The sequence below is a fragment of the Natronoarchaeum sp. GCM10025321 genome (assembly GCF_042663585.1).
Lineage (GTDB): Archaea > Halobacteriota > Halobacteria > Halobacteriales > Natronoarchaeaceae > Natranaeroarchaeum.
Map to the genome: position 1 here is coordinate 445,681 of NZ_JBHTAN010000006.1, position 20,365 is coordinate 466,045.

The 20,365-nt window shown below is 59.2% G+C and carries 20 protein-coding genes and 1 pseudogene; 17 read left to right on the forward strand and 4 right to left on the reverse strand.

From position 1 onward, the window contains the following. Positions 1-22: 22 nt before the first annotated feature. On the reverse strand, positions 23-3,769 hold the full coding sequence (locus tag ACFQL3_RS05055) for an ATP-binding protein (protein ID WP_377051982.1): 3,747 nt from the start codon (positions 3,767-3,769) through the stop codon (positions 23-25). A 272-nt stretch (positions 3,770-4,041) separates the two neighbouring features. Here ACFQL3_RS05055 and ACFQL3_RS05060 point away from each other — a divergent pair, with 272 nt between their 5' ends. The 12 genes and pseudogenes from ACFQL3_RS05060 to ACFQL3_RS05115 all read left to right on the forward strand — a co-directional run bounded on the left by ACFQL3_RS05060 (position 4,042) and on the right by ACFQL3_RS05115 (position 14,084). Continuing rightward, positions 4,042-5,442: an ATP-binding protein gene (locus tag ACFQL3_RS05060; RefSeq protein WP_377051984.1), complete on the forward strand. Its 1,401-nt coding sequence runs from the start codon at positions 4,042-4,044 to the stop codon at positions 5,440-5,442. Between the two features lie 101 nt (positions 5,443-5,543). Next, positions 5,544-6,170, forward strand: coding sequence for a DUF7437 domain-containing protein (locus ACFQL3_RS05065; protein WP_377051986.1), 627 nt, complete (start codon positions 5,544-5,546; stop codon positions 6,168-6,170). Positions 6,171-6,185: 15 nt separating this feature from the next. After that, positions 6,186-6,722 carry a hypothetical protein gene (locus ACFQL3_RS05070; RefSeq protein ID WP_377051988.1) on the forward strand — a complete coding sequence of 179 codons (537 nt, stop codon included), beginning with the start codon at positions 6,186-6,188 and terminating at the stop codon, positions 6,720-6,722. Positions 6,723-8,011: 1,289 nt separating this feature from the next. After that, positions 8,012-8,866, forward strand: a complete 855-nt coding sequence (locus ACFQL3_RS05075) for a DNA-binding protein (protein WP_377051990.1) — start codon at positions 8,012-8,014, stop codon at positions 8,864-8,866. Between the two features lie 42 nt (positions 8,867-8,908). After that, a complete protein-coding gene (locus ACFQL3_RS05080; protein WP_377051992.1) occupies positions 8,909-9,064 on the forward strand; it encodes a hypothetical protein in 156 nt (51 codons plus the stop codon). 24 nt (positions 9,065-9,088) lie between these two features. Beyond that, positions 9,089-9,309: pseudogene (locus ACFQL3_RS05085) on the forward strand (hypothetical protein). 46 nt (positions 9,310-9,355) lie between these two features. Then, complete coding sequence (locus tag ACFQL3_RS05090) at positions 9,356-10,021, forward strand: winged helix-turn-helix domain-containing protein (protein ID WP_377051994.1); 666 nt, start codon at positions 9,356-9,358, stop codon at positions 10,019-10,021. A gap of 319 nt (positions 10,022-10,340) precedes the next feature. Further along, positions 10,341-10,610: a hypothetical protein gene (locus ACFQL3_RS05095; RefSeq protein WP_377051996.1), complete on the forward strand. Its 270-nt coding sequence runs from the start codon at positions 10,341-10,343 to the stop codon at positions 10,608-10,610. Positions 10,611-10,964: 354 nt separating this feature from the next. Then, on the forward strand, positions 10,965-11,522 hold the full coding sequence (locus tag ACFQL3_RS05100; protein ID WP_377051998.1) for a DUF7342 family protein: 558 nt from the start codon (positions 10,965-10,967) through the stop codon (positions 11,520-11,522). Positions 11,523-11,526: 4 nt separating this feature from the next. Beyond that, a complete protein-coding gene (locus tag ACFQL3_RS05105; protein WP_377052000.1) occupies positions 11,527-11,991 on the forward strand; it encodes a hypothetical protein in 465 nt (154 codons plus the stop codon). Between the two features lie 346 nt (positions 11,992-12,337). Continuing rightward, positions 12,338-13,261, forward strand: coding sequence for a DUF955 domain-containing protein (locus ACFQL3_RS05110; protein WP_377052002.1), 924 nt, complete (start codon positions 12,338-12,340; stop codon positions 13,259-13,261). Between the two features lie 265 nt (positions 13,262-13,526). Beyond that, positions 13,527-14,084 carry a hypothetical protein gene (locus ACFQL3_RS05115; RefSeq protein WP_377052004.1) on the forward strand — a complete coding sequence of 186 codons (558 nt, stop codon included), beginning with the start codon at positions 13,527-13,529 and terminating at the stop codon, positions 14,082-14,084. Between the two features lie 415 nt (positions 14,085-14,499). On the opposite strand, the gene ACFQL3_RS05120 is transcribed toward ACFQL3_RS05115, so the two are convergent. Further along, positions 14,500-15,579, reverse strand: a complete 1,080-nt coding sequence (locus tag ACFQL3_RS05120) for a hypothetical protein (protein WP_377052006.1) — start codon at positions 15,577-15,579, stop codon at positions 14,500-14,502. Between the two features lie 501 nt (positions 15,580-16,080). Here ACFQL3_RS05120 and ACFQL3_RS05125 point away from each other — a divergent pair. Further along, complete coding sequence (locus ACFQL3_RS05125; protein ID WP_377052008.1) at positions 16,081-16,224, forward strand: hypothetical protein; 144 nt, start codon at positions 16,081-16,083, stop codon at positions 16,222-16,224. A 6-nt stretch (positions 16,225-16,230) separates the two neighbouring features. Here ACFQL3_RS05125 and ACFQL3_RS05130 read toward each other — a convergent pair whose 3' ends face one another. Further along, the gene (locus ACFQL3_RS05130) at positions 16,231-16,926 is read right to left on the reverse strand and encodes a nucleotidyltransferase domain-containing protein (RefSeq protein WP_377052010.1); all 696 of its coding nucleotides are present in this window, start codon (positions 16,924-16,926) and stop codon (positions 16,231-16,233) included. Next, positions 16,923-17,597: an RNA polymerase subunit sigma-70 gene (locus ACFQL3_RS05135; RefSeq protein ID WP_377052012.1), complete on the reverse strand. Its 675-nt coding sequence runs from the start codon at positions 17,595-17,597 to the stop codon at positions 16,923-16,925. The genes ACFQL3_RS05130 and ACFQL3_RS05135 overlap by 4 nt, the downstream gene beginning before the upstream one ends. Positions 17,598-18,070: 473 nt before the next feature. Between ACFQL3_RS05135 and ACFQL3_RS05140 the strand changes: the two genes are divergently transcribed. From ACFQL3_RS05140 to ACFQL3_RS05155, 4 genes are all read left to right on the forward strand, one after another. Then, on the forward strand, positions 18,071-18,226 hold the full coding sequence (locus ACFQL3_RS05140) for a hypothetical protein (RefSeq protein WP_377052014.1): 156 nt from the start codon (positions 18,071-18,073) through the stop codon (positions 18,224-18,226). Positions 18,227-18,313: 87 nt separating this feature from the next. Continuing rightward, positions 18,314-18,838: an SWIM zinc finger family protein gene (locus ACFQL3_RS05145; RefSeq protein WP_377052016.1), complete on the forward strand. Its 525-nt coding sequence runs from the start codon at positions 18,314-18,316 to the stop codon at positions 18,836-18,838. Positions 18,839-19,048: 210 nt separating this feature from the next. After that, a complete protein-coding gene (locus tag ACFQL3_RS05150; RefSeq protein WP_377052018.1) occupies positions 19,049-19,255 on the forward strand; it encodes a cold-shock protein in 207 nt (68 codons plus the stop codon). A 235-nt stretch (positions 19,256-19,490) separates the two neighbouring features. After that, positions 19,491-20,108, forward strand: a complete 618-nt coding sequence (locus tag ACFQL3_RS05155) for a transcription initiation factor IIB (RefSeq protein ID WP_377052020.1) — start codon at positions 19,491-19,493, stop codon at positions 20,106-20,108. Positions 20,109-20,365: the final 257 nt, after the last annotated feature.

The following is a 20,365-nucleotide window of genomic DNA, read 5'->3' on the forward strand; positions in this document are numbered from 1 at the left end:
TGCCCACGACGGGAGTCGAGAGTCACTCCTCCAGATGATTCTCCCGCAGCCACTCCACGGGATACACCGCAGTCAGCCCTGGCGTATCGATCCGGAACTGCTGGGGTGGCGTCGTCTTGGCGTAGGTCTTCTCGACGCGTGGCTCTCCTTCGATCGGGTCGTTCAGCGCCGAGAGGACCTTGTGGCCGTCGCGCTGTTTCATGACGACCCAGATCGCCTCGTCGACGCCACAGTCGGCGATCTTATCGAAGTCGTCGGGAACTGCACGCTGGACGTCGTTGTTGATCCGCTCGACTTCCACGGCAACCACGACTCTCCCGTCCTCGTCGAGCGCGGCGACGTCCAGACGACGCTTGTCGAAGGCAGAGGCCGCGTCTTCGGCGGCCGCCTGATCACCACCCATGTAGATCGACGCGGGCAGAGTCACCTCTTCGAGGTCGTAGTACGGCAGCACTTCGACGACGGGTGAGTCGGGATCCTCGAGATACTCTTGACAGAGATAGCGTCGGGAGACCTCGACTGCGAGGACGTGCTGGCTCGATTCCTCCAGGTCGCCCTGTCCATGTCCGTAGTCGACGCCCAGCCGATAGCTCTCGCCTATCTCCGAGCGACCGTCAGGCGTCACCGTGTACAGCCGATGTGGGTGGTCGGTATCGTGGCGCAGTAGGTCGGAATCGATGAGCTCGTCGACGGCGTCAGCGTCGATACCCGCGTACTCCTGCAGGCGGAGCATCGAGTCAGAGAGGATGTCGTAGGCCAGTGGGTCATATCGGAGTTGCTGGGCGTTGTACACCGCCTGGAGGAACATGAGCTGGATGTCGGTGAACTCCGAGTCCTGACGTTCTTCAGGTGTGACCTTGAGGTTGAGTTCGCAGACCGGCACGTCGTCGCGATCAGTCTCGTCGAGTGAGGCACAACACGAGATGGCTCGCTTCATGCCGTCGATGTGTGGATCATACCGATTGTCACAGGCTGTACACCGCACTGCGTGAATCGACTCGTCGTATTCGACGGTCTCGGGCATCCGTTTCGTCGTCAGCAGAGCGGTGTCGACGCGTGCGACGGCCACGCCTTCCTCGTCCGTCTCCTCGTCTTCGTCCTCGTCGTCGGCGATGCTTGGCGAGTCGAGCGAGATCCCACAGCGCTCCAGCGTTCGGTCCGTAACGGCCTCGGTCTGCGTCTCGAAGGCCGCTCGTTCACTGGCTGTCAGCGGGCGTGGGCCATCCGGATGGCCAGCGGGTGGCGTTGCCGACTGGAGGAGGAACGGCCGCGGCTCCGGTTCGTCGAAGGGGGCGGGGAGGCTCACGAACCACTCGCCGCGTTTCAGTGCGCGAAGCCGATTGCCCACGTCCTGTGGATCCATCGCGTCGGTCGCCAGCCGTTCGGCGAGGCGGCGATCAACGGGGACGTTCCCCGTGACGAGCGTCGAGACGTTGTTCAGCACTTCGTCGTAGACGTCGTCGTACTGCTTGAGCTGGCCGGGGAACTGCATCGCCAGTGTGACCGAACAGCCAAAGCTCCGTGACTGGGAGAGCAACTCTTTGAGCAGATCAGAGACGGCGACGCTTGCAGCCTCTTCGACGTAGAGGTTCACCAGTGGCGTATCAGCTGTTTCGCTTGCGGACGGCCCCTCGCCATCTTCGCCCGCTTCGTCGCCCCCTGCACGCTGGCTGCGGCGCTTGAGCGCACTCCAGAGATTCGAGAGGATCAACAGCGTGAGGACGCGCTTGGCTTCGGATCTGAGGCCACCAGTATCGAGGATGATCACCGTGTCGTCGTCGAGATGCTCGGCGAGATCGAAGTGTGCATCGCCCTCCTGTGGGATGTTGTTGAAGATCTTGGCCAGGCGACGGTCGACCGGGATCTTCTCGATCCGGTTTGCAACCCCACTCATCAGGTTGTCGAACGTCTTGGGCCGGTTTGCGACGATCCCCCCGAGCATCCGTTCGAGGTCCGTATCCGAGACGGGCGGGCTCGACTGGCGTTCGTGCATACTCTGGACCTCGTAGTGGAACGCGCGGTGCGTGAACGCATCGGAGCCGTGGACGGGATCGAACCGCGCCTTCAGCAGGTATCTGATGATGTCTGGCGAGCGAACGGCCTGCTCGAAGCGATCCTTGCCCATGATCTGGGTGAGGATCTCGATGTAGTGATCGATCGTGTCCTCGACGGCTGTCTCGCGCGGGACGCCAGCAGCCAGGTCGTCGCGAATATCGAAAAACGAGAACGCGGGCAGCACCTTCGCGCAGTCGAAGTAGAGCACGTTCTCCAGCGAGCCATACCTCGCGTAGTGTGCCTGCAGGTACTCGATCGCCATCCCGTCGCCTTTCGGGTCGATCAGGATGTCTGCCCCTTCGGTGGCCGCATGATTTCCCAGGATCCCGTTGAGCAGCGATGTCGACTTCCCGGAGCCAGTCTTCCCGAACCAGCCGACGTGCATGGGCTGTAACGCAGGGGGAAGCGACAGCGGAGTCGGATCGGCGGAACCGTCCTGCGTGAGCGGGTTCCCCAGCAGCAGGCCATCGTCGTGATACCGGTCGAGTTGCCCTGTCGGCGGTCGGGGAACGGGTGCCCGTTCGCCGGGCGTCGTCGAGAGCGCGCGTTCGCCAGCCGTCGTAAGCGCCCTCCCACCGACGAGACAGAAACTCGGCGCCTCGTGGACGTCCGCGACGATACCGCGCGGTGGAGCGGAACGCCACGGGAGGCGATTCGAGAGCCCTTCCGTCTCCGGGACATAAACAGTCCGTGCAAGCAGATCATCGAGAACCCGCTCTGCGGCCGCTTCGCTCGTCCGCTCGCCGTCGATCTCGTAGGTGGTCCGATCGAGCTGGGTGAACGCACCTTCGAGTTCGCGGAAGGTGGCCGCACCCACCTCCTCGGTGGTAGTCTCGGCGGCGACGCTGCCGACGAGTCGAGCGGTAAGAACGAACGAGTGGCGCGCGTCCTTTGCCTCGAGTTCGGCGAGTCGCGTCTCGTTCGTGGGTGTAAGCGTCGGCTCTTCGGTCGGGTCTGGCGCACCGAAGACCGTATTCGCGAGGCGCTCGCCCAGCGTATCGCTGTGGAGTTCGATCGCCATGCGTCGCTCCTCGGCGTCGGCGGTCCAGTCCGGTTTGGGCTGTAAAAGCACCTGATAGACGATCGGCCCCTGGTGGGCACTCATCGTCTCGACGACGGAGGCGAGCGGGACGCGACTCTCCTCGTCATCCTGGAACGACTCGAACAGTGTCAGCTGGGTCTGCCAATCACGCGGTCGCGTCGGGGTGCCTTCGTACTCGACCGCATGGATAGTGCGGTCGGTCGTGGCGTGGTCTGTCCCCGCTGTGGCTCTGATGATCGATTCGAGATACCCTGGCTGGATCGCGCGCCGCTCGAACTCGTAGCTATCGGGAAAGACGCCACGGAGGATGCGTTCGAGCGCTGGCGTCGCCGCCGGGTCGTCGACGCCGAACCAGTACGTGAGTGGCTGCTCACGTGAGTGATCACTGTGGAGTAGACACTCGATCGTTGGCGGAGCCTCCGTCGTCGAACCGAGCGAGAGTAGCCGGGAAAGGCCACTTGCTGCATCGTCTGGCGTCGTGAGTCCGTGCAGTCGCTTGAAGTAGGTCGCCGCCGAGTCAGCGCGAAGCGATGCATCAGTCGGCGTGACCTGAATATACTCGCGGACGTCCTCGGCGGGAACGGGTAACTCATCCGCGTCGGCATTCGTCGACGAAGGGGCGGAGTTCGAGAGCGGGGCATCAGAACGGGGTGGTGAAGTAGGAGTGGGCATGTGTCGTGAGCGCTATCTCGGGTCGCGGTGGCTGGATGAGTGTGTAGATAGCGGTAGAAAGAGAGGATAATAAATTGCAGTTATGTGTAACTGAGACGTATGATAGCTGATGTATTTCGGGATCTAACAAGAGTTGAGTGTACTCTGTGTCGCTGTCTGGGTACCTCGATATCGGTTCTATTGATCAGTATCACAAATAGTAAAATCGCAATTAGTAAAATCGCGATTTAGATGATCCATAGCATTATCTTCACGTGGGGCGTAGCGTGGGTATGAGCAACGCAGCGTTCGTGAATCGTCGCAACGAACTCGAAACGCTTCAGTCACAGTTCGAGAGCGATACAGCGGAGTTGATCGTCATCTATGGCCGTCGACGACTCGGCAAGAGTGCGCTCGTCCGGAACGCGGTCGAGGGCCGGGACGATGCAGTATACTGGCAAGCAACCGAAGAGACAGCCGACGCACAGTTAGCAAACTTCGTGGACACTGCCAGCGAAGCGTTCCCCCTCCTCGAAGACATCCAGCGCGACTGGGAGGCGCTGTTGCGAGCACTCGGTCGTGAGGACGCTATCGTCGTCCTCGACGAGTTCCCGTATCTAATCGAATCTGACGATGCACTACCGTCGAAGGTCCAGCGAGTGTGGGATCTCCATCTCGAAGAGACGGAGATGACTCTCGTCCTCGTCGGGTCGTCAATCTCCGTGATGGAGGAGAACGTCCTTGGCGGTGGTAGTCCCCTGTATGGCCGCCGAACGGCGACGATCGACCTGCCTCCGCTCGGACTGGACCATGCCCGCGAACTGTATCCCGTCGAGGAGCCCGACGCCGCGATACAGGCCTGGGGGGTGTTCGGAGGCACACCGTACTACCTCCGGGCGCTGTCATCGGACCGAACACTCCCGGAAAATATCCAGTCGTTACTCCTCTCAGAGCACGGTGTGTTGCACAACGAACCGGAGTTCCTCTTGCGGACCGAGTTCGGGATTCGCGAGCCCCAGACGTACTACACGATCCTGCGGGCAATCGCCACCGGGAAACGCAAAGCGAACGAGATCGCAACCTTCGCCGGTGTCGATTCAAACACGCTCGGTTCGTATCTCTCGAAACTACGCCGACTCAGGCTGATCGAGCGTGATATCCCCATCACGGCGAACCCGAACGCAACACGGAAGAGCCGATATCGATTGCAAGAGCCGCTGTTTCGCTTCTGGTTTCGGTATGTCTACGGGCGGACGGGAGAGCTTGTACAGCTTGGTAGTGATGCGTACGATGAGGTCGTTGCACCGTCGTTCATCGACTACATGGGGCCGATGTTCGAACAGATCTGTCAGAACGCGCTTCCGGGCTTGGTTCCGAAGACCTACCGCGGGATCGGGTACTGGTGGCACCAGCACCACGAACTCGATGTCGCCGGCCTTGCAAGCGACGGAACGATCGTCGCGGGCGAATGCAAGTATACGAGCCGAGAAATGCACGAAGGCGATCTCGCCGATCTCGAACGCAGTGCGTCCCAGGTCGAATGGACGCCACCTGGCGGCAGTGACCTCACCCATCACTACTGCTGTTTCTGTCGCTCCGGCTTTTCCGATGGGCTCGAACGGACTGCTGCGGAGCGAGATGACGTCTCGCTGTTCACGCCAGCCGATATCGTCGACGGGATCGCAAGCAAGTGACCAGGTGATACTCGTTCATCAAGTGCGTCGTTCACAACCTGGAACGAGGTCTCACTATTACCGGGAGAAGTTTAAAGTTCAAGAATTTCGTACTAGCTAGTATGACTCCCCACCCCGTCACGGAGACACCCCCACATGATTTCGAAACCGGGATCAATCAGCTCGCAACTGTCGGCCGGTTATTGGATCATCCAGAACTGGCGCGTGTCTATGTGTATACCTGCTATTACGGGTCGGTCACTCGACCAGAGATCAAGGCGGCACTGGACATCCCGAAGACCACGGTCTATGATCACGTAGAGACGCTTGAGGCGCTCGGAATCGTCACGCTGGCGGGAGATCGACCGGTGGAAGTGACCGCAGATCCGGTTCGAATCACCACTGACGGTATTGTTGTGACGCCGACGATCCTCCACGCCGTTGCACTACAGGAAGTCGACGAAGATGTCTCATACTTTGTTGAGCGACACGGCGTTGGCAAACTCGCTGCCGCTATCCGGCAGGCCGGACTCCACTATGCTGGTCAGATCACGCAGCGAATGGCCGCTGATCCACTTGGTATCCCAACTGGGGAAGCGATCTGTATTGTCCTCGCGCTTAAGCCTGCGCTCGCAGTTGGGCACGAATACGATCCCTACTTCGACGTTATTTTCCCGGAAATTTCAGATGATATCGGATTCGAGAGTGAACTCGACGTGACTGCGCCTCATCCGAATACTGAGTCGTAATTCTTCTCATTCTCGATGGATAATTCATCTCCTCTCTCCCCCGAATCAGTCACATTAGTCGACGCAAACGTCTTCATTAGCGTCGGAAATCCAGGTATATCCAAGCATCATCGGTTCCGTCAAACAGTTCGGCGTGCTGGCGTGACGCTTCTGGTTCCTGCTCGCGTTGAAGACGAAATTGAACAGGGTGGAGTCAAGCCAGCACTGGAGCGCGCTCAAGACGAAGGATGGGCGAAAGTTGTGGCGGCCCCGACCGTCTCACACAGCAAGGCGACAACAGCCCAAGATATCGTCCGGCGAGCAATCGCCTCGAAATCGTCGAGCAAAGATGAGCACGACGTGGAAAAAGCCGATCCCGTGTTCGCTGGACTTGCTGTCGAATACCTTCTCGATACAGAACGAGCGGATAACATCACTGTGATCACCGCCGACCGGCTTGCCCGAGAGGCAATCGAAACCGCAATGTCGTCGTTAGGCTACGAGGGGCAAGTTACTATCATCACACTCTGGGATCTCATTGATAGCGAGGATGATGATATCACACTCATTTGATCACGTCTACCGAAATCGATGACCTCTCTGGCTCTCATCAATGTCGCTAGTTGTCCACTCTGGCTTAAGAGACCAGTTACTGACACATAGCGGTCAGATTGACATCCCCCTCCGCGTGAACGCGGAGGAATCCTGAGCGTTGGAGATTTCAGGTTTGCAGTTCCACCGAGCATCCAAACGGTAAGAATCCGTGGGGATGCTCACGGACTGTAGCGGGTGGGACTGCTGGGAGTGCCAAGCCCCCGGTACTCCTATCTTCCGTCGTGTATGGACTCCCAGAGTTGTTTTTGCCTCGGGGAGTCCGGCAGACTTCGACAGACTCGGAGTTACTTTCGTCGGCCGTACAGCAGTCAACTCCGGTCGAATCCTGTGAGGGTTCGCCGGTTATCGACTGGTTCCGATTATTGCTTGGTTGCTTGGGGCGGACAGGCCGCCATCGTAGGGCTGGTGGGAATCGCTCTATTCCCAACCGATTCCTACCTGTGTGTAGGGTTGTCTGTCAGTTAAAGCTACGCGCCAAATCTCACAGTGGCTCTTGTAGCGTCGATTGACTCCGTGTTGTCGGATTCATCCTGCGGCTAAAGCCGCAGGTATTCTCCTCGAATCTGTATAATTCAGCCCAAACAGTAATACTCGCGAGCTACTGCACCTCTTCGAGAACATTCACGACGGATTGTCTGCTACGGGAGTCTCCCGATATTTCCCGATTGTACAAATCGATCTCGTCAGGGTGTCTGTGGCGGCAGCTCACTCGTGAGAACAGCGGAAACGACGGGTGGGTGTCCCTGCTCTCATGTGATGATTGCGTGGCCCCGGTCAAAGTACGTCTTCTCGACCGATCACCAGTTGTTCGGCTGACGAGTGAGTAGCACGCCCCGCTCGCTGTCGCAGCTGCCCGCCGTATCGCTCACGGCAGAGCCGTTCGCTGCGAGGCGTTCCCTTCGGTCACGCCTCGCCTCGCTCGCGACCGACCAGTCCGGGCGGGCATGCCGCTCCATGCGGAGCGGTTCCTGCCGGGCATCTGGTTTCGACGCCAGTATTAAGCGCGCTTTCGCCCCTCACAGGTTCGGCGCGGAAACCGGCTTAAAACTGGACGCTCGCGGCGGGCACGACAGCGCGCGGTGCTGGTTGAGTCGCCGCAGAACGCGCGCTGCTCGCGCCCAGAGGGCGCTCGTGAAGGCGCGAGCAGCGCGCAGTGATGGTGTGATGTCGTCGTCGAGAGCTACGACTGGTGAGTTGTAGTGTTGGAAAAAGACGCTGTGTGGGCGCCTTCGGAGCTTGAGACTCCAATGAGTACTAAACGCACTATCGGAAAAGAAGGTTCGGTTGATGAACAGACGAACGAACACGAGACGGAGTGGGGACGAGGCGACGTCGAAGAAGGTCCTGAACAGCGAGCGAGCGTCGAGCAGGACATTCAGGCGAAAGTTGACTACGCGGATGACCGGGAGATCGAGGGGCGGTTGTTCGGACAGACGTTGGTTGCACAGGAAAAGCGGGAAGCGAGAGAGGTGGAAATCAACAGAACGAGAGATCGGTGGGATCGGCGCGCCGATTCGGATCGGGAGGCGCGGACGCGGCGTGTCGTCGAAGATGGGTGTGCGGAGCGACGACGCGAGTTCGAGCGGCGAGCAGCGAGCGTGGATCCGCGGTGTGATCCGGATGTGGCCGATCCGAGAGCGCGATTGAGCAGGGAGCAGTTGGGGCTGGTGAACGAACAATCGAAACGGTTGGAAGCGAAACTTGATGGCTGGTCGAGAGCGGCGATCAGTCGGCGGTTGGCCGAGCGCGTCGTCGATGGATCGGATGTTCTGAGTGCAGTCGTCGGCGTATTCGAGGAGTTAGAGCAGGCGGCCGGGACGATAATCCCGATCGCGGCGGTCGAGGAGGTCGACCGAGGCGAGGTGTGTGTGGAGGGCACGGTGAAGGTGTTGTGGAAAGCGACACATCCAAAGATCAGCCAGGTCGGCCTGATCGAGGACGACTCGGGCGTGTGTAAAGTGACGGTCTGGAAGGCGAGCGAGCAACCGGTGATGGAGGAAGGCGAGCGTGTGCGGCTTCGGGGGGCGGCGAAGAGCTGGTACGATGGGCGAGTCTCGTTGGCGCTGACTGGCTGGAGTGAGATCGACTTCCCGGGCCGGTAGTCGACGCGATCCGTTCTGTTTGTTCGTCTCCGAGATCCGTCATTGCGAGATCAGTATGACGTGGTGTCGCCCGAGAAGGTCGCCCAGAAACTCGACGCCGACGAGATAGAGGGGCGGGATGACCTCTCCGGGTGGAAAACCACGTTGCTGTTGCCCAAGCAGCCCTGGCCGACGACGAAGCCAGCCACCAGCCCATAACAGAGCGACGACGACCGACCCGGTGTGTTCGGGCCGATATATCTGGATGCCCTCAAACGCATTCGCGATCAGGACAAAATCGTAGCCCAAGCGACGGGTAAGACGCGTCAACCCCGGGCACGGTGGCCGGGGGAATCCGCCTCGCTACATAGTTTGAAAACGCCCGCGAGGACATGGAGACGCTTCGGGGGTACATTTGCGATCTCGTTGCAGACGCTCGCCGGATTCAGCCAGTGGACCGATAGGAAGAGTAATTCTTTTGGGGGTTGCACAGAATTGTGTAATCATAGGATGTACGAAATATGCGGTGAGAAGGAATTCAAGATCATCCTTGCGCTCGACCCAGAGGATTCCATATCTGATGTCGCGCGGAAGGTCGACGAGAACCGTGAGACGATTCGTCGCGTCGTGAACCGGCTTGAAGAGGCGGGGTACGTCGCGTACGACGATGGTCTCACGCTCGTCGATCAAACGCTCCGAGATGTCGGTCTCGAATTCCTAATGGCGGCAGCAGACACCTCACCCCCATCGATCTCGGAGGCGTATGTTCTCCCCCAGTTCGCTGGCATGGACTATGCATTCACATCCATCGATGCAGTCTACGTCTGGACCCGCGGTGGCTACCAGGTCGCTCGCGACCCGGAGGATTACCCGCTGTTTATCGCCGTCAACGAGTCCGACCTCGACGCTTGGATGGAGTTCTTCGATCGATTCGGAATCCCGACTGCGGAGGAGCGCCAGCCCGCTGAAGACCTCAATGGTGCGATACAGGTCGTCCTCGAGCGACGGTCGCAGGTCGAGGCCGAGCTGGTCGATGGACGGCCCGTTCTCTCACTCGAGGAGACCGTTGCGTTCGCAAACGAGCACTACGCGACCTTCGAGTCGGCACTCGACATGCTCGGACGGATGTACGACGACGTCGACACTGACGCGACCTACAGTAGGGAGCCAGCCTGAATGTGAACAAGACGTAGACTGGGTCGACGGCGAGAGACACCCGGAGCTGCGAGCGAGCGTCAAGCAGGACATTCAGGCGAAAGTAGATTACGCAGATGATCAGGAGATTGACGGACGGTTGTTCGGACAGACGGTAGTGGCTCAAAAAAAGCGAGAAGCGAGATACCGGGAGGTCAAGTAGACGAGAGATCGGTAGGATCGAAGATCCGACTCGGATCGGGAGGCGCGGACGCAACGTGTTGCAGAAGGCGGGAATAGGGCGGGACGACGTAACTTTGAGAGACGGGCACCGAGCGTGGATCCGCGGTGTGATCCCGACGTGGATGACCCAAGAGCGCGGTTGCGCAGAGAGCAACTGGGGATGGTGAACGAGCAGGTAGGACGGTTAGAAGCGAAACTCGATGGCTGGTCGAGAGCGGCGATCAGTCGGCGGTTGGCCGAGCGCGTCGTCGATGGATCGGATGTCCTGAGTGGGGTCGTCGGCGTGTTCGAGGAGCTAGAGCAGGCGGCTGGGACGGTGATTCCGATCACAGCGGTCGAAGAGGTAGATCGCGCCGAGGTGTGTATCGAGGGCACGGTGAAGGTGTAGTGGGAGGCGACGCATCCGAAGATCAGCCAGTTCGGTCTGATCGAGGACGACTCGGACGTGTACAAAGTGACGATCTAGAAGGCGAGCGAGCAATCGATGATGGAGGAAGGCGAGCGTGTGCGGATTCGGGGGTAGCGAAGAGCTGGTACGACGGGCGAGTGTGTTGGCTCTGTTGGTAGCCCCTTCTTCAGAGACACCACAGTTTGATATCCTCCCCGCGCTGAAAAGTGGGGCTTTCTCCTTGACTCTCCGTAAGAATGTCAGACTCGCCGGCCCGATGCGATGGTGTACCGCGACGATCAAGGAAAGAATATTGCTCCCAAGATTAATATACTTACACTCACGAGAATATGTATGACCGACGACCGCCCGGCAGACGTGAACGAGCGCGTCACCGAGGAGTGGAAGGCGGACACCAGTCCCGGCGAGCGCGTTCGCACCGTGATGAAGCGGGTGTACGGCCCCCAGTCTGTCGCCACCACCGCCGAGCGTGCGCTGACCTCTGAGACGACCGCACGAAAGCACCTGAACATCCTCGCCGAGGACGGATTCGTCGAGGCAGTTTCCCTTCCGGACGAGCGCGGGACGCGGTACAAACGTGCCCCTCGCTCGGTCGTTCTCGAACGTGCCCAGCAGATACTCGACTCCGTCGACATCGAGACACTATCAGCACGTGTCAGGGAACTTCGCGAGACCGTTCGTGAGTTCGAGGACCAGACTGGAGCAGAATCTCCGCGCGCAGCGGCAATCGATGGAGCGGAACTGGACGCGGCGACCATGACCGAGTGGCAGACTGCGCGTCGGAACCTGAAGCTCGCACGAGCCGCGCTCGCACTCGCTGACGCGACTGAGGTCGTTGGGGCGGACACCGAATCGGACGAATACGGTGAACAAGCAGGCGTTATGAGCTGACACGATGCGAGACACCGAGTCGCACTCGCTTCGGGGCGCTATCGACGCCGGCGCACTCCACGATTTTCGCTCCGAGTTCGAGCGCCTCGAACCACTCGCGAACGGGTCGCTGGACGACCAGTTGAGTCCCAGCGAACTGCGCCTTCAGCTTGATGACGGTATCGGTGAGGCGGCGAGCGCGACCATCACCGTCCGGTGGTCGGTGCAGAGTGACTACAACGTTCATTATAACGACAACACGGGTCGTGACCTCCGATGGGATGTGCATCCCCACGAGTACCCGGACCCCAACGGCGACGCTCACTATCACCCACCGCCGAACGCGTCGGGCGATACCGACGATGTCGAAGCGTCCTGTATCAGCGTCACGGAACTCGTCCTCGTCGCGCGTGCGGTACACCAGTTATGGCGGACTGGTTACGACAGTGGGACGGACGACCCGCTCAATGACGCGACTAACCCTCCCTAGGTGCGGTCGCCGCATCTTCCCATTGGGGCCCGCCTCGTTCGACGAGACGCTCCCGATTTGATTGGTATAAAAGCCGGGCACGTGATGGTGGCTTCCGAGCGGTCGGCTCACTCACGAGTGCCTCATCGCCATTCCACTTGCCGTCTTGGGCGTAGCTGCCTGCTCAACTTTCTGCCGAACGCGTTCTAGCGCAGTGGTTGAAGAGTTCCAGCTCTCTCGCGCTTCGATGATCGCCTCGATTTCATCGTCTGGTTGATTCGTTCCGAGCGCATAGAGTACTGTAATATTTTTTGTGCCCCTCACGGGTGCGGGGCACTCGAGATACCTGTGTCCTCGCAGTTGAGCAATGAAACCAGCAACCCAGAGGGTATCGTTCACAGAGAGCGATACCCGAACAGCGGAGATGCACAGCACGGTCGAGCGGTGGGCCGAAGAACTGGTCGAACTCGTCGACGATGCGACGACCAGCGAGGCGTTCAGAGCGTGGCTCGACGTCCAGAGCCGGTTTCACGACTACTCGCATCGAAACACCCTCCTGATTACCCTCCAGTGTCCGGAGGCGACGCGCGTCGCCGGCTACCGAACGTGGCAAACCGAGTTCGATCGGCAGGTTACAGCGGGCGAAGACGCCATCTGGATCTGGGCGCCGATCATCGCCAAGCGCTGTCCGGAGTGTGGCAACGCCAGATCGTATCACGAACAAAGCGACTGTGAGTACACGGACACGCCACCCGAGGAGTGGTCGAAAGGCCTCGTCAGCTTCAGGCCAGCCTCGGTCTTCGACGTCTCACAGACGGAGGGAGAGCCACTTCCTGAACTCGACACCGAGGCCGAGGGCGACGCCGAAGCAGTGCTCCCGCGGGTACTCGATGCAGCAGGGCCACTCGGTATCGACGTCCGGATCGTCCCCGACTCGGAGTGGTCTCATGGCGAGGCAGATGGGATCTGCACGCACGCCGTCGACGAGCAGCCGACAGTCGAGGTCCGTGACCGATCCAGCCCCGCGGCACTCGTGGGCGTGCTCATCCACGAGTACGCTCACGCACGACTGCACAGCGGCGACCTTGATCGCCCGGAGCGAACCAAACGCGAAGTCGAAGCGGAAGCCGTCGCGTATCTCGTGGGGCGGTATTTCGGTCTCGACATGAGCGGCTCTGCGTTCTACCTCGCGGCGTGGCAGGGTGAGGATCCCGAGGTGATCCTCGAACGACTCGGGCGGATTCGTGAGACGGCAACCCACCTGATCGAGGCAGTGGAAGACCAGATATAGTCAGGGCTGGCAAATACGTCGAGTGCTGGTGCTCCTTCCAGTCTTCCTTGCCAGTCAGCTCTTCGGGGAGACCGCCCGCTTCGAGCTCGTCGACGATTACGATCGATCTCCGGAACGAATCAGCCGACCAGGTCGATGGCGGCGTGGGTGTGTTTGAGTGCCAGAGGGACAGTGTGCGTCTACGAACGACGACCACGCCATGCTAACACACACCAAACATCTCGATACCAATATGTGTCTGCCGGGATATAGTATCGACTAGACAATGGGGGCTCCGACCGAACACGAGATCGAACGCGGGGTTCGCTATGGGTTATTGATGGTGTTCGTCACCGGTATTCGCCGCGGGGATCCGGGGGCAGTCGTCAACGCCGTTGCCGGCGTAGTCGGCACCTATGTGCCCGATTTCGTCGAATGGACGTTCGACGTCGAACTCCGTTCGTGGCACCGTGCGTACATCAGTACCGCAATGATCACCCACGCTATCGGAATGCTCGGTCCGTACGAAGATGTGTGGTGGTGGGATCACCTGACGCATACTCACTCCGCGACGATTATCGGTGGCGCTGCCTACGTAGTCAGCCGGCGGCAGGGGCGCGATCCTCGGCCTCGAGTCATCGCGGCCGTTGTCTGTCTCGGACTCCTGTGGGAACTCCTCGAGTACGCCATTCAGGCCGTGGCCAGATGGCTCGGTGTCGACGCGATACTCGTTCCGTACGGGGCAAAAGACACTGCCCTCGACCTCGTCTTCGATCTGGTCGGTGCGATGCTCGTGCTCGCGGTCGGTGATCGTGTCCTCGCTGATCTCGCAACCGAGGCGTGAGCCAGTGTACGGCTCAGTTCTGCGCGCTGGCGTCCCCAATCAGGCGGGTTCTTGATACCTGCCGACCCGCGTAACCGAGACCACGGCCACGGGCCCTCAGAACGCCACTGCGCGCATGCCGACGTCGTCGCTGTTGCGATACTCGTGACCACGGCAATACCACCGTTGGACTGCTGGAACGGCGGTCTGACCGCTCATCACGACCGCCCTTCAGAACAGCGTTCCTCGTCGATAGTTCGTTCCAACGCGCAGGTCCTCGGGCCCTTTTCGGCACCTACTCACTCCAGCAACACGAACGCAACGGTAGCCGAGCCGATGTGTCGATTCCAGTGACCAGGAAGCCTCCCCGACTGCCTGTGAAGACGGGTGTCTCGACGGCTTCAGAGAGATGGGCGCCAGTACGCAGATCTCGAACCTACTTGCGAGTGATTTCGACGATGTCGTCGACAAACTCCTCTGGAGTGAGTGGCTCTGTCCACTCTTCACCGCACGGTTGCAGGTGGACTTCCAGAAGCAGGCCGTATATCGAGAGATGGTCAACTCTCCACTCTGTGGGATCTTCTTCGAATCCTCTATCGAGCGTGAGCACGTCGCCGGCGTCGAAATCAAGGTCGTAGGACTCTACCTGGCCGGCAAGGGTTCCGTCAACATCTGGAAGGGGATCGCCTGGATCTTCGACGTGGATTCGCCAGTCATCCATAATGCGCTCCCTGCGAATGCCCGTCTTTCGCTCGTCTACTTCACGCAGGTCAATATCGTAGACTGGTCGTGGGAGAATAGGATCGCGTGAGAACCGTCTCGAAAGCCACTTTCCGTATCGATCCACGATCGTCACTCGGCCATGTTCGATCGTCTGGAAGGAATCACCGACTGCAAAGAGAAACTCACTGGAGTGTTGCTCTCGAAACTCGGATTCGGAGAGTACCGTGCCCTCCTCGATATACTCTGGGAGATACGACCATCCGATCGATCGTCCGTCGTTAAATGGATATATGAACGTATTTGCTGATCTGAACTCCTCGGCTAGGTGCTGGAGTGCCTCGCGTTCGCTCATCATCTTTGCAGGAACCCGTTCCGAGGTCGTGAACCCGTCGAGATGTTTGATATCCTCCGTTTCCTCGACGATCTCAGATGAGTCCAGACTCCCCTCACTCTCTATCGTTGCATCGGTGGGAAGGGAAGCCACGGCATCTTCGAACTCCGAGACTGGTGAGTGGAACTGATAGTTGCGGATCTCAAGACAGTAGTACTTCGCACCGTCGATGTGATGTAGTTGTATCTCGTCGACGTCACCCAGCATATACAGCCGCGCAAGAACGTGCGATTTGAGCTCGTAGAGTGCGCTCTTTCGCAGGCTATCGGCCTTTGCTACTCCACCGAGCCCCTGTTCATATGCTTCGGTTCCCCGTCGAGCATACTGCTTTGCTTTCTTGTTGATAACGAACAGCGCTTCTAGTTCCTTTTCAGTGTCTCTCATTGCGTTCTGTCCCCGCAACAAACAGTGGTTTCGTCATCGAATGTAAACTGCAGTACAATCGTCCGTCAGGGAGTTCGGGAGACGCTTCGAGAGATGCTCTCGAATGAAGTACTAATCGAGGTATAGCAAAAGTACGAACGCGACGAGATACCCCAAGACGTCGCCGAAATCCTCATGAGATCTGGGGCTGTGAAGTATGGATACTGGAGTAACTGACGGGCGAACTTATTGGCGCCTGCAACGGGTGCAGGCGCGCTCACAAAGTGCCTGCTGAGTAGAAGTGACACCATCGAAGAACTCCCAAATCGACGATGCAGAGAACGCGCTCGAGTGGTGGCTGGTGAGCAACGCCGACGCCGGTGTGCCAGATCGTGCCCTCGTAGCGGTGCTCCGAACCTACGCAGACACGATCGATCAACTTGGCCACATCCCACGGTCGTGGGACCGGTCACCGCCCGCTGCCGAACAGCACTGGAGGCCAGGGGAGTGCAGAAAACACAACAGATCTACCCTGCGTGTGTGCATGACCAGGTCGCCAAAGAGTTCGAGGTGTATCGACAACCGGACGCGTTCAACGAGGACTCACTTGTGATCGAAAACAGCAACGGGGAGCATTCGACGCTACTCGTTCAGGTTGACAGGAAGGACGTGGTTCCTTGCTAGCAGTTATTAATCTAGTTGATCAAATTGTATAGACAGATACTCTTGGAGTGCTACGGCTGTCTTCGTCGAGACAGCAGATGCCCCGAAATCACTCTGATAGCCGTGCTTGAGCACCTCACTCTCTAAGATCTCCGATCCACGCTCAAGTTGCCTTCGTAGCGCGTCCTCGTCCCCTCGCCGCAGATGGGGTGTGACAGCTTCGAGACCGATCTCTTCTGCGACCGCCAAGACGTCTCGAAGATCTGTTTCACGGCCGCTGTGGAGCTTTGCCGCCACGAGGACCGCTCCATCGATGACTCGGGCCGTCGTCGTCATCGTCCCACTGCTGACCTCCTGTTGTTGGCTGTGGTCGTATAGGTAGTCAAACGACCATTGTGCTTCTGTCTGGCGGCAGCCGAGTCCATTCACCAGCAGATCGAAGCCGATCGGCTGCTGCGGCGTGAGCCGTTTTTCGTACTCGATAACTTCGGTGTCGTAGAACCATTCCTTAGCGTGGCTGTCCGTTTCCTCGAAGCCTCGACGTTCGAGGAATTCGATGAATCCCGCCTTGGTATCCTGGGCGACGACGATATCGAGGTCAGTGGAGAAGCGTGCGTTGAACGCCGATACAGCATAGCCGCCGACAAGAACGTACTCGTGACCTGCCTGAGTGAGTTCCTCGAGCAGTTCGATGAGCGCGTCACTCCGGTTGTGGAAACTCATGTCTGTGCCCCTTCCGTTTCCCGGTATGTGACGCCAAGGTCGAGGTCGTCGTACATCCGGTCGACCATCGCCAGCGCCGACTGGAACTGGGCGTAGTGCTCGTGCATATACTCGATCGTCTCCGCTCTTGGGATCACCGCATAGCCTTCGACGTGCTCGATTTCGAGTGATGGTTGTGGATCGAGGACGACCTGGAGCGGTCCATCCAGCTCGTCTCGGGTTTGCCGCTCGAATGCGGTGGGGAGGTCGAACGATTCGAAAAACGTCTGCCAGGCGTCGACGTCATGCTCACGGACGGCAAGGAACAGCGGATAGTCGTTGGGATCGCGACCGACCTGGTAGCCGCCCTGTGTCCACACGTAGACGGCGTCGATCCGTGTGAACGCGAACGGCCAGTCACCGAACTCCGGGAGGACGTAGGCTTCCTCGATGGATGGTGGGCTGACGCTGGCGCTGGCAGCGATGAGTTCGCGTGCTGCGTGACTCACGTTGTCGTTGACGACTGAGAGGCCGTCGTCATAGCGGACGTAGCCTGCGTCTTCGAGGCGGTTGACGGCCTGTCTCACCGTTTCGTACGGCGTGTGGATGGTTTGGGAGACACGTCGGATAGAGTCACCACTCTCAATGGCGAGGATGATCTGTGCTGCCGTGTCGTCAAGTACCTCGTACATCTGGTAGTTACCAATACTTCGGTAACAATTAAAAGTCTTACTCGAACGAATCTGAAGCTACGACCTCCACATTCGTCCTGTATCGAGTTGTGGACCAGTGTCGAACACTTCACCACCGAATCCAAATAGCTGTTATCAGACAAGAACTTCTACGGAGCTAGACGTAAGACAGTCAGCTGCCCGGTTGAGAGGCGTTACTCACCGCGATTTTTTGAGCGCCTGCAACGGGTGCAGGCGCGCTCATAAAGTGCCTGCTGAGTAGAAGTGACCCCATCGAAGAACTCCCAAATCGACGATGCAGAGAACGCGCTCAAGTGGTGGCTGGTGAGCCACGCCGACGCCGGTGTGCCGGATCGTGCCCTCGTAGCGGTGCTCCGAACCCACGCAGACACGATCGATCAACTGGGCTATGTCCCACGGTCGTGGGACCTTGCACGCCCCGCCCCAGACCCACAACGGAGGGCACGACACCGATGAACCGTTCGTTCCTTGCGGTACTCCTCCGCGTCGGCCGACAACGCCCTGAGCGAATCCACGAGTGTCGTCACTGCGGGACGACGCTTGCCAGTGAGACTGAGCTGTGTCCGTACTGTTTCGAGACGGACGTCATCAGGTACGAGATTTCCTGAACGGGGCGACGTCGAACAGCGATTGTACCTGACCACGGAGAGCGACTGCTGTGCAGTCGCGCTTTCTGCAACCACCGAATCCTACCAATGAGTGTTCCACTATCCGAACTAGACGCAACGAGTAGAGTGATCAAACGAGCCCAGTACGAGGCCTTCGAGTTCACGGTCGAGGACGACGGCGTACGAGTTAGAAACGGCAGCCATGCGAACCCAGAGGATCACGAGTACCTCGTCACGCTCGAGGGCGGGCTCCCCACTGGGTGTGAGTGTCTCGCCGACGCGAACTACGAGAGCGCGTGCAAGCATCGAGTCGCCGTTGCGATTCGACGACCGATCCTGGATGCAGCAGTCGACCGACAGCTTGCCGCTGATGGTGGGAAACCACGATCTACCTCAGAACCCGCGGGAGATACCCCGGACTCGTCCCCACCGAGAGCGAGCCAGGTATCGACGGACCGATCTCAGACAACAGCAGAGGAAGACGATACCAGTGAAGGCGACGGCTCGGACACTGGATGCGTCTGCACTGCGCTTCCGGATGGACTGCCCTGCTGGGAGTGTGTCAGAACGGGACGACGTGAGGTGCCTAATAGACAAAACACTGAGCAGTGAGGTCTCCCCTGAGACCGTCATATGGGTTGTCGATCGTGGATCCAGTTCGTGTAAGTGGAGGTGTTATGACTTGCTGCGTGTTAATGCTCCCAGTTGACGAGACCGACAACTGTACAGCCGCTCGCCGAAGACTGCGAATGTAGCGTGAAGAGTCGTGGTACCTCGACCCTCGCAAGGGTTATCCCTTATCCACTCCTCTGTTTGTTTGTAATGGCAAACGGTAAGGTTGACTTCTTCAACGACACTGGCGGCTACGGTTTCATTTCGACTGATGACGGCGATCTCGACGACGACGAAGACGTGTTCTTCCACATGGAAGACGTCGGCGGCGAAGACCTCACGGAAGGTACTGAGGTCGAGTTCGATATCGAGTCCTCGCCCAAGGGGCCTCGCGCAGAGAACGTCGTCCGACAGTAATACTGACACACAACTGTCGTTCACAGCGACAGACACCACTCTCGATTTTTTGGCAGGCTACACGTCCGAGCTGATGCTATCTGTACACTCTGTACTCACCCGTACCGGGTCAGAACTTAGCAGTAATTGAGTATTCGAACAGAGCCTCTCGTAGGTAACTGATCGCTTCCGCATGCCATTTCTATCGCCCCCTGACGGGTGCGGGGCGTTCTGAAGAATGTCCTGTGTACAGAGTATGTCACTGAGAGATGTCTACGAAACTGGCTTCGACGAAGACGATGGACAGACGACAAACCGAACGGCGTGTCCCGAATGCGATGGGGGCCTGCAGACTGTTGGCGGAGAAACGACTTGCACTGAGTGTGGAGTAATCGTCGACGAATACCGGATCGACCATGCAGCGGCGAAGCGATCGTTCGCGGGCGGGACTCCCGAGCGAACACGAACGGGGGCACCGCTCACGCCTGCGAGACACGACCGCGGCCTCTCGACTGAGATCGGGCGGCGGGTCGATGCGAACGGAAACAGCCTCTCGAGCAGGAAGCGTCGACAACTGCATCGGCTTCGCAGACAACACGGTCGAGCGCGATATCGATCAAAGAAGGAACGGAACCTGGTGCGTGCCTGTGGAGAGATTGCGCGGCTCGTGGGGGCGCTCGATCTCACTCGGTCGCGACGTGAAGAGGCGAGCGTCATCTTCAGGCGGGCGCATGAGGAAGACCTCCTCCGGGGTCGCTCAGTGGAGTCGACCGCTGCCGGCAGCGTGTACGCGGCGTGTCGATGCAGTGGCGAGCTCCTCACCATCGTGGGCCGTCGGTGCGGAAGTCGCCCACGGAATGTCACTTTGCTTTGAGGAATCCAAGGCGATCAGACAGTGGGTACTCGTCTTTAAGCACGAACGGCCGACGGGAGATGTTGAGACGTAGATCGACGAAAACAGCGCCGATGGTGAGCTATTCGGTCAGTATGACGAAACCTCTCAGCAACAGGAAGACGACAGGGCAATCGTCGAAGCCACGATCACCCCCTCCGACCTCACCGACGTCCCCCTGTAGTCTGGACCGCTGGAAGCTGTTTGAATTCCGTACTCCGTACGACTCTCAGCTGATT